Source organism: Sphingorhabdus sp. Alg231-15 (assembly GCF_900149705.1).
Taxonomy (GTDB): domain Bacteria; phylum Pseudomonadota; class Alphaproteobacteria; order Sphingomonadales; family Sphingomonadaceae; genus Parasphingorhabdus.
In genome coordinates this window covers 1,807,420-1,822,101 of the sequence record NZ_LT703001.1, presented here as the reverse complement: position 1 = coordinate 1,822,101, position 14,682 = coordinate 1,807,420, and the positions used below count along the sequence as shown (strand labels likewise).

The following is a 14,682-nucleotide window of genomic DNA, read 5'->3' as shown; positions in this document are numbered from 1 at the left end:
ACATACGAACAGGGAGTTTTCGGGATCGTGAAAAACGGGAAGTTGTGGCTTTGGGGTATGTTGATGGTGTTGCCTTTCATGGCAACTCCGGCCGCTGCTCAGTTACCAACGCCGCCGATTCCCGGTTGCCAATATGCCTATGGGAATATCTATGGCAGCGTTAATGGTGCCGCCGTAGGCCAAGCGATGAAAACCTATGACGGCACGAAGATCGCGTCGCCCGAACAGCTCGCGGGCTATTCCAAGGTCGCTGGTGACAAGACCATCTTGATCGAAGGCGGCAATTTTTCGGGTTGGGATTTCACTGGTGTCGAACTGTCCAATATCTGTTTCGTGGAGAGCGATCTCAGACGATCAGATTGGACCGGGGTAAAGGCGCCCGGCGTTGGTTTCATTAAATCAAATTTGGATGCAGCCGGAATGATCGGCGCGAGAATGCAGGATATCCTGATCCGCAGCAGCGTTTTTTCGCGTGTCGATGCCAAAGCTGTAGACTGGAGCAGCGGCAAATTAGATGGCGGCTGGGATGGTGACGTCGAGGGGCTGAATATCGATGGCGCCAACTTAACGGGTTTCAAATTTGATTGCGGGATTACGGTTATCGATGGCTGCCCGATTGCGCGGAACGGCATCAGTGCGCAGGTGACGAATCTCGCTTTCGTCGATATCAGCAGCTTTGGTTTTTACGACGCTAACGTGACCGGTGCGATATTGAACCAAACCGTCATCAGTCCGCGTCAGTTAACCGCTTTCAAGGATGCCAACAATATGGGGGCAGTGTTTCTGGCTGGCGGCGATGAAAAGGTCATGGTTCTACCAGAAACCTGGGCGGTATTGATGGCCTCAGCATTAGCGGCAGAGGATAACGATGCGCCGTCCTTTGATTGCGGCAAAGCCAGAACGGATATCGAGAACGAGATTTGCGGTGAATATAACAGCAGCATGCGTTTCTATGACCGGCAAGTCGCCACGCTTTACAAAGAAGTGCTCAAACGGGATCGCAGCGTGAAGGCCAGTCAGAAAGCTTGGCTAAAGCAGCGAAACGCTTGCGGATTTGAACAATATCCGACCGACTGCCTGCGCGCGTCCTATGACCAGCGTGTTGGCCAGCTGATCGGGCTTTTGGGAGAAGCGGATTGGCTGAAACCCGGAGAAGAAGCGTTGTTTCTGGAAGATGTCCTGCCGCTGACCGATGATATCAAGCAATCCTCTAGCTATGGCCAGCTGGTTCCGATCTTGGCGGGAGAAGCGCGCGCGAGCCTGTTGGTCAAACGGAGCATGGATGGCGGTCTGGAAGCTTTTGGAGATGCGATTGGTGCCAATGCCCATATATGCGGGCTAGGCGTCAAGGGCCTGCGCTTTGACCGAGCCACTGGCTGGTACAGCATAGCGCAAGAAAAAGATGGCGTGACCCGCAACTTTCCCGTGTTGCGCTATCATGACGGGCGCGTGGAAGTTTATAAAAGCGGTCAATTGCGCGGCGATGAAGATAGCCCAATGATGAACTATGTCAGTTGCGGCGCGCGGGCGAGCTTTCCGCCCATGATCCGGATGGCGGTTCCTGAAGCGGTGATCGAGCGATACCGTGAGGCTGCCGAAACCGAACGATGACGGAACAGCTCGGCATCCGCAAAATCATCCATATCGATATGGATGCGTTTTTTGCCAGTGTTGAACAGCGCGATCATCCCGAACTGCAAGGCAAGCCGGTTGCGGTGGGCGGTTCGGCAGCGCGTGGTGTGGTTGCTGCAGCGAGCTATGAAGCACGGCAATTTGGTGTGCGCTCGGCCATGCCGTCGGTAACCGCAAAACGGCGTTGTCCCGATCTGATTTTCGTCAAGCATCGCTTTGACGTCTATCGGCAGGTATCACAACAGATCCGGGCAATTTTCCGCAGCCATAGCGATCTGGTTGAACCATTATCGCTCGACGAGGCCTATATTGATGTGACGCAAGACAAGATGGGGGTCGGCAACGCCACCCGCATTGCAGAAATGATACGTGCGGAGATCAAGAAACAAACCCAGCTAACGGCCAGTGCCGGTGTGAGTTATAACAAGTTTATCGCCAAAATAGCCTCGGACCAGAACAAGCCGGACGGAATTTGCGTGATCAAGCCTCATCAGGGAGCGAATTTTGTCGCTCAACTGCCGGTACGGCGGTTCTTTGGTGTTGGCCCCAAAACCGCCGAGCGCATGGCCAAGCTCGATATTCACACCGGCGCGGATTTGCGCGCGCAGTCGGAGGAGTTTCTTCGTCAGCATTTTGGCAAGTCGGCGGGCTATCTATTCCGCGCCTCTCGCGGCGTGGACCACCGCGAGGTCAAACCAAATCGCATCCGCAAGTCTGTTGGTGGCGAACGCACCTATGGCAAAGATCTGGTCAGTGACACAGATCTCGAAGAAGCGATCGAGAAGATTATCGACATTGTCTGGAATAGCATCGAGAAGTCTGGATCGCGCGGGCGGACGGTGACGCTGAAAGCGAAATATGCCGATTTCCGGCAGATCACCCGATCCAAATCACTAGATCGCAATGTCGAAGGCAAGACTGAATTTGCCGATATCGGTAGGGAGTTGCTAGCGAGCATCATGCCGGTGGAAAATGGCGTGCGGCTGCTGGGCCTGACGCTGGCGAATCTCGAAGGTGTTGAAGAGGCGGACAAGATATCCGCCTCTCACAACGATGATACCGAGCAATCGGCGTTTAACTTCTGATCAGAATTTGAACCCGGCTTCAATGCCCCAGATACGCGGTTCGTTAACGAAGCCGGTCAGGTTGTTAAAGTCGATTCCACCCACCGCTGACTCGTCGTTGGTGATGTTGCGAACAAAGCCGGCAACATCAAAGCTGTCGGTCTGATAGCCGATGCGCAGGCCGCCCTCGAGCTGGCCACCATCCTGAAACTCAACCGATTCGTAGAGGAAGAAGTTGATTTTCGAGCGGTAGGACCAATCGGTAAAGGCATAGACTTCGCCAGCGCCGACAGGAATGGAGTAGCGTGCTGTCCAGTTGGCAATCCAGCGCGGGCTCTGTGGCAGGCTGTTGCCGTCGATGCTAACAATTGCCGCCGAAAAGGGTGCTGCTGGTGTGACGATCGGATCCAATATGGTGCAGAGCGACACATCCGGGAAGGTGTCGACCCGGGTTGCACCGCAAGCAGCTGTTGTCAGACCATCATCCTGAATCTCGGTGTTATTGTAGCTGAGGCTCGCGCTGAGCAGCAATTCCGGGATTGGTTTGAATTCCGTGTCGAGTTCAAAACCATAGCCGCGGACATTGTCGGCATTGATCAGGCGATTGGCGTTAATGCCGCCGCCTACAGCCGTGAGCTGTGCATCATTCAGATTATAGAGAAAGCCATTGAGATTGATCCGCCCGCGGCCATCCAGCACGGTGGCTTTGACGCCTGCCTCATAGGATTGGATGGTTTCGGAATCGCCAATCGTCACACCATCTTCCAATGGCGTTGCAGTTGCTGGGGGAAACAGGATCCGGCCTTGTATGCTCGGCGCGCGATAGCCTCTGGCGACGCGAGCATAGAGGTTGATATCATCACTGGCAGCGTAGGTTATGCTGGCATCCCAGGTCACATTGTCATCGCTAACCGAGCGGGTAACGGTGCCGAGCGGGTTTTGCAGGAAGGTCGGGAACTGCGTATCCCGAGACCGCACCACGCTATAGTCACGTTCGTCATCATTATAGCGTAATCCGCCGGAAATGCTCAGCTGATCGGTAACATCAAAAGTCACGGCACCAAATATGCCAAAGGCTTCACTCGACTGACGTTGGCGCACGAAAATATTAATCCCGCCGGGCGCGTTCAAAGGATCGCCGAGCGTCGAATAATTTTCGCTGTCAATTCTGAGCTGTTCGTCAAAGTAAAAGAAACCGGCCTGATAGTTAAACGGGCCGTCACCATTGCTTTCCAGACGCACTTCCTGCGTGAACTGGGTCAGGAACGGAACGCTGTCGCGGGTTTCAGCGGTAAAGGGAATGTCGCCCGGGCCAAATAGCGCAGGCGGCAGGAAATTGGCACCAAAACCGCCGTCGACATCGCCGACTGATGTCGCGTCGCCGCCCCACAGGCTGGTGACCGAGATTAGCGATACCGGTCCGAAATCATAGCTATAGCGTGCTGCGATATTGTAGGTTTCGACATCCTGCTCATTCTGGCCGTCGGTCGCGACTTCATCACGCTCGAAGTCGGCGTTCAGGCCGGATTGTCCGCGGGTAAAGACATTGGCGCGGAATACGCGCGCCGTGCCTTCAAGATCGCGATACTGACCGGTGATCAGCAATTCCTGCTCATCGCTAGGTGTAAACAACAGCTGGCCGCGAACAGCAAATTCGTCATAGCCTTCAAAGGTGTTATTCTCAGGTGCGGACGGGTTAGTATTGTCCACCCAATCGTCCTGTCGCTGATAGAGCGCCGAGATGCGCGCCGAGAGGACATTGTCGATCAACGGCACGGTTACAGCGCCCTCCGCATTGACCGCGTTGAACCGGCCATAGCTGATACGGCCATAGCCGTTCACATCATTTGTCGGCTTGACCGAGTCAAATTTCACGATGCCAGCCGGGGTGTTCCGGCCGAACAATGTGCCTTGCGGCCCGCGCAAAACCTCGACACGTTCAAGATCGAAAATCGGAAAGCCTTTGAGGATCGGATTTTCCAGAACCACATCATCATAAACAAGGCTGACTGGCTGGGCTGCGTTGAAATCGAAATCGGTGTTGCCGAGGCCACGAATATAAAAGCGGGGGAAGGTGCGTCCGAAAGAGGATTCAACCACCAGGCTCGGTACGCGGGAAGATAGAGCGCGAACATCCTGACCACCAGCGCCAATGGCCGCGAGCTTATCATCGCTGAGGGTCGAGATGGAGAGCGGCACATCCTGCAAATTTTCTTCGCGCCGTTGTGCGGTCACAACAATGGTACCGAGCTGATCATCGTCCGCGCCGGCTTCCTCCTGTGCGAAAACGGGCTGTGACAGGCCGCCCGCGAGCAAAGCTCCGGCAAGGGCGAAACGTGAAATGGCAGATACGGATATGCGACGCATGACGATAATCTCCGGCAATGGCGTTGGTAATGGACTCGGAGAGCTTCCCTGTTCTCCGTGCCGCAACCCCTGACCATCATGGCCGCAACGGTCAAGTTTATGGGGGTGTAAAGGGGCGGGATCGTGCGGAATCCGGCACAACTGTTGCAATTGCGTTACAAATCATTGCTGATTGTTAGATGGCCGTGCTTATCAAAAGCTCATTTCATCATAGATGTGGGATAAATCGCCATTCCAGTCACCGTTATAGCGATCAAGCAGCTGAGCCGCTGGCGATTTACCCTTTGCAACGACTTCGCGCAGGGGATCGAGAAAGCCGCTTTCGTTATCGCCGCTCGTGTTGAGGCGGCCGCGAGCGGTCAGGCCAGCGGAGGCGATATCGAGAATTTCGCCAGCCAGATCGAGTAATTTGCCGCCATTTGGCAGTGGTGCATCCAGCCCTTGTTTCGGTACCGCGTTGCGCAGCGCTTCACGCTCTTCCATGCTCCAGCCCTTCACTCGATCCCATGCGGCATCGAGGGCGGTCTGATCATAGAGCAGGCCAACCCAGAAAGCGGGCAGGGCGCAGATCCGGTTCCACGGTCCGCCATCGGCACCGCGCATTTCGAGGAAACTTTTCAACCGTACTTCTGGAAAAGCGGTGGAAAGATGATCGTTCCAGTCGTCCATGGTGGGTTTTTCGCCTGGCAGCACTGATAGCTCGCCTTTCAGGAAATCCCGGAAACTGAGGCCTGCCGCATTGATATATTTTCCGTCGCGAAAAACGAAATACATCGGCACGTCGAGCATATATTCGGCATAGCGTTCATAGCCAAAACCCTCTTCAAACACGAAGGGTAGCATGCCGGTGCGATGCGGGTCAGTGTCTGACCAGATATGGCTGCGGAAGCTTTCAAAGCCATTGGGCTGATTTTCGGTAAAGGGCGAATTGGCGAACAGCGCGGTGGCAAGAGGCTGTAGCGCCAGACCGACACGGAATTTCTGGGCCATGTCCGCTTCGCTGGCATAGTCGAGATTGACCTGAATGGTGCAGGTGCGCAGCATCATGTCGAGGCCAAGATTGCCAACGGTCGGCATGTGATTGAGCATGATGCCATAGCGGCCCTTCGGCATGATCGGCAGCTCTGCGCGGGTCTTGTCCGGCCACATGCCCATGCCGAGGAAACCCTTGCCGGTTTTCTCGCCAATCGCTTTCACTTGCTGCAAATGGCGACCGGTTTCATTGCAGGTCTCGTGGAGATTTTCGAGCGGCGCGCCCGAAAGTTCCAATTGCCCAGCTGGCTCTAAGCTGACGGTGCCATCATCACCCGCCATGGCAATGACTTTGCCGTTTTCCTCCACCGGCTTCCAGCCAAATTCCTGCAGCGCGAGGAGAAGATCCTTGATTCCGCCGGGTTCGTCATAGCTGGGAGCGTGATGATCGGTGGTGCAATAAACAAATTTTTCATGCTCGGTGCCGATGCGCCATTGTTCTTTCGGCTTTTCCCCGCCTTGCATGGGCGCGATAAGCTGGCTGACATCCTCGATCACAGGATCGTTGCTGTTTGAAACTTGTCTTGTGCTCATCGCTCAGCTTTAGGAAATGATTTGGCGCTATGCTACTGAAAAAAAGCTGTTCCGCCTGAAACTAATTCTTGGGCGTCACAGCAACCACTTCACCGCAACAAAGCCGCCGACGAATAATATGCCGCCGAGCGTGGTGGCCAGCGCGAAGTTCTTGTCGATCCAGTCTTTCATGGGCGCGCCGAACTTGGCGAGAAGAACCGCGACGAGAAAGAACCGTGCTGAACGCGCAATAATCGCAGCAAAGATCAGGACATAAAGCGGCATGGCGGTGCTACCAGCGGCTATAGTGATCACCTTGAAGGGAAGCGGCGTGAACCCGGCGAGCAGGACAACGATCCAGCCTTGCTCGTTAAAATTCTCTGCAAACACATCGAATTTGTCGGCCAGTCCATAGAAATCGAGTATCGCAATACCAATGGTTTCAAACAGGAAGAAACCGATAGCATAGCCCAGCAGCGCGCCGAGCACTGATGAAACCGTACAGATAAACGCATACCAATAGGCGCGTTTCGGTTTCGCCAAGCACATGGGCGCGAGCATGACATCGGGCGGAATTGGAAAGAAACTCGACTCTGCAAAGCTGATTCCTGCAAGCCATTTTGTCGCTTGTGGATGGCCGGCTTTTTCGAGCATCCAGTCATATAGTTTTTTGAGCATTATTTATTAGACCTCAGGCGCCGGGCGCGGGCATCCGCGCCCTTGGCTTTCTTCGCATAAGCTCGGGCGCGCGGTCGCGCTTGCCTCGCTCCGCTCGGAGACCATTTTTGAAGTTACCGCCAAACCGAAGCGCAGCTTCGGCAAGGCCGACCGGCCGCCGCGCCTTATGGCGCGTAGCCAAGGGCGCGGATGCGCCCGCCCGGCGCTTGAGGGAATAAATAAATTAATGCCCCGCTGCTCCTGAAACTTCCTCTTGCAGCTCTTTCGGTGTCTCACGGCCATGATCGGTGCCCGCCGTGCGATTACCTTTGGCCAGCGCAAAGACCACGCCGGATAGGGCCAGAAGGGCGACGATATTTGGCAGCGTCATTACCGCATTCGAAATATCGCCCAGGCGCCAGACAAGTTGCAACGGTGCGAAAGAACCGAAGAAGATCACCACGCACCAAAGCACGCGCCAGACAAAGTGCAGCTTCTTTTCGCCGCTAAGGCTCGAACCGGGCAGCAGGTCATAGAGATAAGTGATCGCGCGCTCGCCATAATAGCTCCAAGTGAGCAAGGTGGTGAACACGAATAGGATCAACGCGACAGAGACGATCAATGTCCCGATAGGAATGCTGAACAGTTCAAACGGGAAGGCCGCTCCGTAGGCACCCGATGTCATCGCAAAGCCATTGAGGTCGGACTGCCAAGCATGTTCTACCGCTGTTTTGACGCCATTGGCATCGGTCACGGTAAAGTCGCCCGCAACGGTTAGCATGACCAATGCGGTCATCGTGCAAATGACGATTGTATCGATAAACGTACCCATCATTGCAAAGCGGCCTTGAGCCGCCGGGTCATTGGTTTGTGCCACAGCATGGGCAATCGGGGTGGAACCCTGACCTGCCTCGTTGGAGAACAGTCCGCGTGCCACACCAGCACGAATGGCAATCATGATCATCGCACCGAGGAAGCCACCTGCGGCAGCGTCATAACCAAATGCGCCTGCAAAGATGCGGGAAAAGGTTTCTGGAAGATAGGGCAGGTTAATCATCAAGGCGACAAAAGCCATGATCAGATAAGCGCCTGCCATCCAAGGGACGATCGTTTCAGCAACTTTACCGATGGATTTGATGCCCCCGATAATGACGGCAAAGACAGCGATCGCAGCAATAGCGCCGCCAATCCACTCTTCAACACCAAAAAGCTCGTTGGCGCTGTCACCCAGACTATTGGCTTGAATGCCGTTGCCAGTAACCAAGGCGGAAAAGAGAGCGCCAATGCAGAAAAGCACCGCCAGCCAGGTCCATTTGGGGCCAAGGCCGATGCTGATATAAGTCATCGGCCCGCCGCGATAGGTGCCATCCTCTGCCTGCTCGCGGAAACGTACCGCCAGTGATCCTTCGGCAAAGGCAAGCGCCATGCCGAACAGGGCGGTGACCCACATCCAGAATATGGCACCGGGGCCGCCTAGCGTAATGGCAGTCGCAACGCCCGCCAGATTACCGGTTCCAACTTGCCCGGAAAGCGCGGTAGACAACGCAGCAAATGGTGATATCTCACCTGCACCCTTACTCTCCGATTTCTTGAAAAGACCAGCGAGGGCCGGGAACAGGCGACGCAATGGATAGCCACGCAGACCGATCATGAAATAGATACCAGCCCCTAGCAAGATGATGACCATCGGCGGTATCGGCTGGCCAGCAATGGCAAGGACGGGTTCCCCGTTCCAGCTCCCGCCCCAGATAAAGTCCGATACATTAGTGACTGGCTGAATAGCCGCTTCAAACCCGGAAACTGGCGCTGTACTCACTCAAATTCTCCCCGTTTCGCATGCTTTTGATGCTGAAATCTGCTCTGTAATTTAATTACAATCGCAACAGGATTAGCAGTCCCGCGCTTTTTGGCAAATGCTTTTGCCAAACCGGTGTGAAAGCCTATGATAAAGTTAGAAAATCAAAACCAATATCATGATTCTTTGACAGATGGAGCAGCGCACATGAGTGACCAGACAAGCAGCCTTTGGGTGAAAAAGGCGGATCTTCCAAAAAGCGAATGGCATGCCGGACCTGCCCCAACGCTTGGCGAGGGTCAGATTTTGCTCGAGATCGAGAAATATGCGCTGACAGCGAACAACATCACTTATGCTGCGGTGGGTGATGGCTTTGGGTACTGGAACTTTTTTCCGACCGGTGATGAAGACTGGGGTATTGTGCCGGTCTGGGGCTTTGCCAAAGTGGTCGCTTCGCAAAATGCCGACATTGCGGTTGGCGAGCGGGTTTATGGCTATCTGCCCATGGCCAGCCATCTTGTGGTGTCGCCAGGCAATGTGACCGACGCGGGATTTGTTGATCATGCCGAACATCGGCAGGGCCTCGCGATCATTTATAATCAATATCACCGTCTCGGCACGGATGAAGGACAGATGGAAGAGGAGCGCGCGCTTTACCAACCTTTGTTCACGACCAGCTTCCTGATCGAAGATATGATGCGCAAGTCCGATTGGTTTGGTGCCGAAGCCGTGCTGCTCACCAGCGCATCATCCAAAACAGCCCTGGGACTGGCGATGGTTGCCAAAAATCTGAGTCCCAATATCAAACGTATTGGCCTGACTTCTGCAGGTAACAAGGCGTTTGTTGAGGAAACCGGGCTTTATGATGAAGTGCTAAGCTACGATGATCTGCCAAACGCGGATGCATCGCAAAACATTGTGTCGGTCGACTTTGCTGGCAACAGCGCGCTGCTCTCTGCGATCCATGGCCATTGGGACAGTAATCTGAAATTCAGTTCCATGGTCGGCGCCACCCATTTTGAGGAGCGTAAGGGTACTGGCGAGCTGAAGGGGCCTGAGCCTGTGCTGTTCTTTGCCCCGACCGCCGCTGAAACGTTGATGAAAGAAGTCGGACCCGCGACCTTCCGAGCCAAGGTCGACGAGCAATTTGCCGCCTTTGTTGCCGGGGTTGCTAACCATCTGTCGGTTGAACATCTCTCCGGACAGGATGCTTTGCAAAGTGCTTATCTTGAGATGCTGGCGAACCAGGTCGCGCCCAATCGCGGGTTGATCTGTGTGCTGGGTTGAGATTGAAAAAGCGTTGATTATCAACAAAGAACGGCGGATAATAGTCTGAACAGGGTCGCGCCTGTTAGGGGACGACATGACTGAAACACCGGTTTCCGGCCCAAATCTGGCCCGCCACGCGCTATTTGATGGCGTGTCGGTGGCGGCGCTTGATGCGCTGGAATCGGTTTCTACACTAAAGCCCGTGTCGGGCGGCGAGAATCTTGTCATGCAGGGTGACGACGCCGATGCGCTCTATTTTGTCGAGTCCGGTCGGTTCCGCGTAGTGGTCAACAAGGCCCATATTGTCGCTCATATCGAAGCCGGGGAGGCGGTGGGTGAGCTGGCCTTTTTTGCCGGTGGAAAACGCACAGCAGATGTCATCGCGACGCGCGATTCGGTTGTGCTGGAAGTATCGCGCAAGGCGTTTGACGATATCGCTTGTGACCATCCCGAACTGACTCAGGCGATGCTGAAACTGGTATCGGAACGGCTCGCGGTCGCCACCGCGCGTACAGCATCGGTGTCGACCGGGACACCGCGTGTCATCGCTTTGCTGCCCGCCGGAACCAGCCAATTGCCTGATGGATTGCTGTCGCGACTGGCGGCGGCCTTTGAAGGGGTTGTGAAGGCCGAGACGCCGGTCATTGCGGTGGACCAGGGAACCAGTGAGGCCTCCGACGGCGCGGCCTATCAGGCGTGGCTGGCGGAACAGGAGGCAAAGGGCGCCTATGTCCTGATCGATGGTAGCGGGTCGAACGAATGGAGTGAGCAAGTTTGCCGCAATGCGGATGCACTAGTGATGGTGGGGCGTCCGGGCAGGGCAGAGCCGGAACCCAATGCGATGGAGCAAAGTGCAATGCGCTGGATTGCAGCGTCGCAACGCACTCTGCTGCTGGTGCGGGAAAAGTCCGACAAGGCGATCAGCAAGAGTGCGGTTTGGATAGACCCGCGCGAACCGAAGCTGCACCATCATGTCGGGCTCGACAACGATGCCGATTTCGCCAAGGTCGCGCGCTTTCTAACCGGCCGTGCGATCGGGCTGGTGCTTGCCGGCGGCGGCGCGCTTGGCTGTGCACATCTGGGCGTGGTGCAGGCGCTGAGAGCGGCCAATATCCCGATCGACTTTATCGGCGGAGCCAGTGCCGGCGCGGCGATGGGCGGCGCGATAGCCCGCGGGATGACCGTCGAAGAAACGCTCGACCAGATGGAAGCCATGTTTATCAAGGCCAAGGCGATGCGGCGTCTGACTCTGCCGCTCTATTCGCTGCTCGATCCGACCGTGTTCGATGCGGAGCTGCGAGAGCGCTACGGGACCAAGGATATTGCCGACCAGCCGATTAATTTTTTTGGTGTTTCAACCAATCTGTCAACCAACGGCCTGCATATCCATCGCCGCGGGCCGCTGTGGGAATGTGTTCGCGCATCGGGTTCGCTGCCGACCATATTGCCACCCTTTATCGATGGTGATGGCAATATCCTGGTTGATGGCGGCGTGCTCGACAATGTTCCGGTCAAGGTCATGCATGGCCTGAAAACGGGCCCCAATATCGTGGTGTCATTGGGCGACCCCGATGAGATCTGGCGGACCGATGTGGAATATGAGGATATCCGCGGCCGTTGGACCTTGATGAAAGACGTGTTGCTGCGCAAAAAACGGGAAGCGGAATTTCCCTCTATTGTCGAGATAATGTCGCGCTCCATGGTGGTGGCGAGCCGGATGGCGTCCAAGGAAATGCTCGGCGATGAGGATATCCTGGTTAATCCGCCAATCATCCCCGATATGCAAATACTCGACTGGCATTTGGGCCGTGAATTGGCAGAAATGGCTGCAGAATATATTACCAGCCAGGTGATCGAGAGCGCCGGGTTGAAACATCTATAGGCAGGCAAGCCGCGAACCGGTTGCGCCCTTAAGCAGGAATGAAGCGTATGACCCCCTCCGCCAATCCCCCGCAAGCCCTCGCATTTCAATGCCAATGCGGCGCCATTCAAGGTGCCGTGCAGGAATCGGCACCACCAACCGGCCGGCGACTGGTCTGCCACTGCAATGACTGCCAGGCCTTTGCCCATTATCTCGGCAGGGAAAAGCAGATGCTGGATGACCATGCCGGCACCCATGTCTATCAAATGGATAGCTCGAAATTTGAGATTGCCAAAGGGCAAGACAAGCTTGCTTGTGTCACCGTCACGGGTGGACCGCTATTGCGCTGGTATTGCACCGATTGCCGCACGCCAATTGCCAACACGCTGAGTTCCACGCGCTTCGCCTTTCTGTCGTTGATTCTGTCTGGCTTTGACGCCGGGCAAACGGACAGGATTCTGGGGCCGGATGTCGAACATGTTGCGATCGCATCGGGGGTTGGCGATCTGGGCAAGGTCAAAACCGCCAGCATGCCCGGCATGCTTTGGAATTTGCTGGTCCGCACGATCAAGGCGCGGCTCCATCCAGAGCTCAGAAAGTCGCCGCTGTTTGACCATGACACCGGCAAGCCGCTGGCGATGCCGATCAAGCTAGAAACCGCCGAACGACTGGCGATTGACGAGAAGGCAGACATTTATCGCGAGGTTTTGGCCGAGGCGCAATAGGCGATTGTGCCGTTCAATATCGGCTCGAGGCCGGAAGGACCCGTTTGGTGCTTTCGCTCAATAGGGTTTCTTTCAACCCGACTTTGGTGTCCGCCATGGGCGCAAAAACGGGCATTGTAACTACCGACCTAGTTACTGCGCCATAACGTCAATTTAGTCGGAATGCCGGAGGTCGCAGGGAATTGGGGCAATCCATATTGAGGTTTTCTGAATTTCCCGCCTCGACAAATTCGCTGAGAAACTGGGTAAAGCATTCCGCATTATTCATTTGGCTGATGCTATGCGCCATATGCGGAATCGAGACGTGAACACTGTTCTCGAAATGTTGGGCAATAGTCTCGCCATATTCCGGAGCAGTAACCGGATCTTGTTTTCCAGTAACGATAAGAGCGGGCACGGAAAAGCGCTTTGGCTTTATCGGATGGCTTGGGTTTAATGGTAGGTCCCAAGCCTCACATGCATCCATATAGTCTCGTGCAATGTAGGTGCCAACAAACGTGTTTTTGGCAGATTCTTCAGCTTTACCAATATCAAGTCGGCCGGTTTCTTCTGGGCACACCACTGAGAAATAATGTCCTTCCGGTTCAGAGGGAGGAGCGGAGGTGGGAACGGCCAAATCCACAAATGGTGCGAAGTTACCGTTTGCAGCATGTTTCAAGACAAAGGGAAGCTGACGCGCCTCGGATGTCCTCAGAAGCGCTATCCATATCGATTCAGCAAAGACATCACGTGACAGTTGCCGGGTAACAACCTTTCCGGAATGAGGGTCGGTAAATTCGACCGCTTCAGGTTGTGTTTCAAGTTTTGCGAGTACCATCTGCAAATCACCAGCAACATCTGGAAAACGGGCATTGCAGGCTTCGTCATTGCGGCAATCTTCGACCAAGCGGTCGAAGGCTTGCTGTCCAAATTTCGCATAATCTCGCGGACGTTCGAAATTGAGAATGGAAGGTGCAATCAGACTGATACTCCGGATACTTTCCGGATATTTGTGGAGATAGGTGAGCATGAAACGCGACCCATATGACCAGCCACCAACATCCCATTTCCGGTAACCGAGCCAGCGACGAATATCCTCGAAATCCTCAATCGCATTCAAGGTCGAATATTGTTTGAGGTCCACTCGCTTGGCAAGTTCCTCCCGACAGGCACTCACCTTTTCCGGAGGATAGTAGCGTTCGAGAATTCTCGGCACCTTAAGTGCTTCGCAATAGAGCGGACCGGATTGATGCAAGCCACGCGGATCAATCAACACAATGTCGCGCGTTTGTCTGAACGACTCTAGAAAACCACCTTTTGCGAACAAATGGGCGCTCCCCACCATGGAAAAGCGAGGTCCGCCTTGATGTTCTATCCAGGCAGAATCCGTCGTCGGTTTTTCCCGCGCTGGCACCACGACGATCTTTATCGGAATCCTGCGCCCAGACTTGGTTTCGCGGTTTTCGAATACAATGTGAACGCCGCACAGAAGTGGCTCGTCCACATTGTCAATTTCACAAATTTCCAAAGGAAGGCGCTTGGATGCCTCATACGCAGGAGCAGGCATGGCATCGGCGTTAACTGACCAACCACCGAATATCACCGTACCTAGCAGGAATATCATCAGTATATCGATCTTCATGGTGTTCTCCGATATTGATATTCGGAAAACCGTGACTATCACAGTGACTGAACGACGACAAATATGGCTTCTTCATCGGGAGCCAATTCTAATGTCCGCTTTCAGAATGAAGCAGCCACTAATCATTCGATCAATAAATCAGACAA

10 protein-coding genes are annotated in these 14,682 nt (G+C 54.8%); 5 read left to right on the top strand and 5 right to left on the bottom strand.

What is annotated here, in order from left to right:
• Positions 1-27: 27 nt before the first annotated feature.
• Complete coding sequence (locus tag DG177_RS08980; protein WP_337658672.1) at positions 28-1,611, top strand: hypothetical protein; 1,584 nt, start codon at positions 28-30, stop codon at positions 1,609-1,611.
• The gene (dinB, locus tag DG177_RS08975; protein WP_108811165.1) at positions 1,608-2,717 is read left to right on the top strand and encodes a DNA polymerase IV; all 1,110 of its coding nucleotides are present in this window, start codon (positions 1,608-1,610) and stop codon (positions 2,715-2,717) included. The genes DG177_RS08980 and dinB overlap by 4 nt, the downstream gene beginning before the upstream one ends.
• Here dinB and DG177_RS08970 read toward each other — a convergent pair whose 3' ends face one another.
• The 4 genes from DG177_RS08970 to DG177_RS08955 all read right to left on the bottom strand — a co-directional run bounded on the left by DG177_RS08970 (position 2,718) and on the right by DG177_RS08955 (position 9,081).
• The gene (locus DG177_RS08970) at positions 2,718-5,063 is read right to left on the bottom strand and encodes a TonB-dependent receptor domain-containing protein (protein ID WP_108811164.1); all 2,346 of its coding nucleotides are present in this window, start codon (positions 5,061-5,063) and stop codon (positions 2,718-2,720) included.
• Between the two features lie 192 nt (positions 5,064-5,255).
• Positions 5,256-6,629: a glutamate--cysteine ligase gene (locus DG177_RS08965; RefSeq protein ID WP_108811163.1), complete on the bottom strand. Its 1,374-nt coding sequence runs from the start codon at positions 6,627-6,629 to the stop codon at positions 5,256-5,258.
• A 75-nt stretch (positions 6,630-6,704) separates the two neighbouring features.
• Complete coding sequence (locus tag DG177_RS08960; RefSeq protein WP_108811162.1) at positions 6,705-7,286, bottom strand: VTT domain-containing protein; 582 nt, start codon at positions 7,284-7,286, stop codon at positions 6,705-6,707.
• A gap of 223 nt (positions 7,287-7,509) precedes the next feature.
• Positions 7,510-9,081 carry an amino acid carrier protein gene (locus DG177_RS08955; protein ID WP_108811161.1) on the bottom strand — a complete coding sequence of 524 codons (1,572 nt, stop codon included), beginning with the start codon at positions 9,079-9,081 and terminating at the stop codon, positions 7,510-7,512.
• Between the two features lie 186 nt (positions 9,082-9,267).
• Between DG177_RS08955 and DG177_RS08950 the strand changes: the two genes are divergently transcribed.
• The 3 genes from DG177_RS08950 (at position 9,268) to DG177_RS08940 (ending at position 12,915) form a co-directional block, all read left to right on the top strand.
• On the top strand, positions 9,268-10,347 hold the full coding sequence (locus DG177_RS08950) for a DUF2855 family protein (protein WP_108812889.1): 1,080 nt from the start codon (positions 9,268-9,270) through the stop codon (positions 10,345-10,347).
• Positions 10,348-10,423: 76 nt separating this feature from the next.
• Positions 10,424-12,211 carry a patatin-like phospholipase family protein gene (locus tag DG177_RS08945; RefSeq protein ID WP_108811160.1) on the top strand — a complete coding sequence of 596 codons (1,788 nt, stop codon included), beginning with the start codon at positions 10,424-10,426 and terminating at the stop codon, positions 12,209-12,211.
• A gap of 38 nt (positions 12,212-12,249) precedes the next feature.
• Positions 12,250-12,915 carry a DUF6151 family protein gene (locus DG177_RS08940; protein WP_337658671.1) on the top strand — a complete coding sequence of 222 codons (666 nt, stop codon included), beginning with the start codon at positions 12,250-12,252 and terminating at the stop codon, positions 12,913-12,915.
• Positions 12,916-13,063: 148 nt separating this feature from the next.
• Here DG177_RS08940 and DG177_RS08935 read toward each other — a convergent pair whose 3' ends face one another.
• Positions 13,064-14,536: an alpha/beta fold hydrolase gene (locus DG177_RS08935; protein ID WP_108811158.1), complete on the bottom strand. Its 1,473-nt coding sequence runs from the start codon at positions 14,534-14,536 to the stop codon at positions 13,064-13,066.
• Between the last annotated feature and the right edge of the window lie 146 nt (positions 14,537-14,682).

Excerpts from the sequence above, each read along its gene's own strand:
- dinB (WP_108811165.1), top strand. The coding sequence starts at position 1,608 with ATGACGGAACAGCTCGGCATCCGCAAAATCATCCATATCGATATGGAT.
- DG177_RS08970 (WP_108811164.1), bottom strand. The coding sequence starts at position 5,063 with ATGCGTCGCATATCCGTATCTGCCATTTCACGTTTCGCCCTTGCCGGA.
- DG177_RS08965 (WP_108811163.1), bottom strand. The coding sequence starts at position 6,629 with ATGAGCACAAGACAAGTTTCAAACAGCAACGATCCTGTGATCGAGGAT.
- DG177_RS08960 (WP_108811162.1), bottom strand. The coding sequence starts at position 7,286 with ATGCTCAAAAAACTATATGACTGGATGCTCGAAAAAGCCGGCCATCCA.
- DG177_RS08950 (WP_108812889.1), top strand. The coding sequence starts at position 9,268 with ATGAGTGACCAGACAAGCAGCCTTTGGGTGAAAAAGGCGGATCTTCCA.
- DG177_RS08945 (WP_108811160.1), top strand. The coding sequence starts at position 10,424 with ATGACTGAAACACCGGTTTCCGGCCCAAATCTGGCCCGCCACGCGCTA.
- DG177_RS08940 (WP_337658671.1), top strand. The coding sequence starts at position 12,250 with ATGAAGCGTATGACCCCCTCCGCCAATCCCCCGCAAGCCCTCGCATTT.
- DG177_RS08935 (WP_108811158.1), bottom strand. The coding sequence starts at position 14,536 with ATGAAGATCGATATACTGATGATATTCCTGCTAGGTACGGTGATATTC.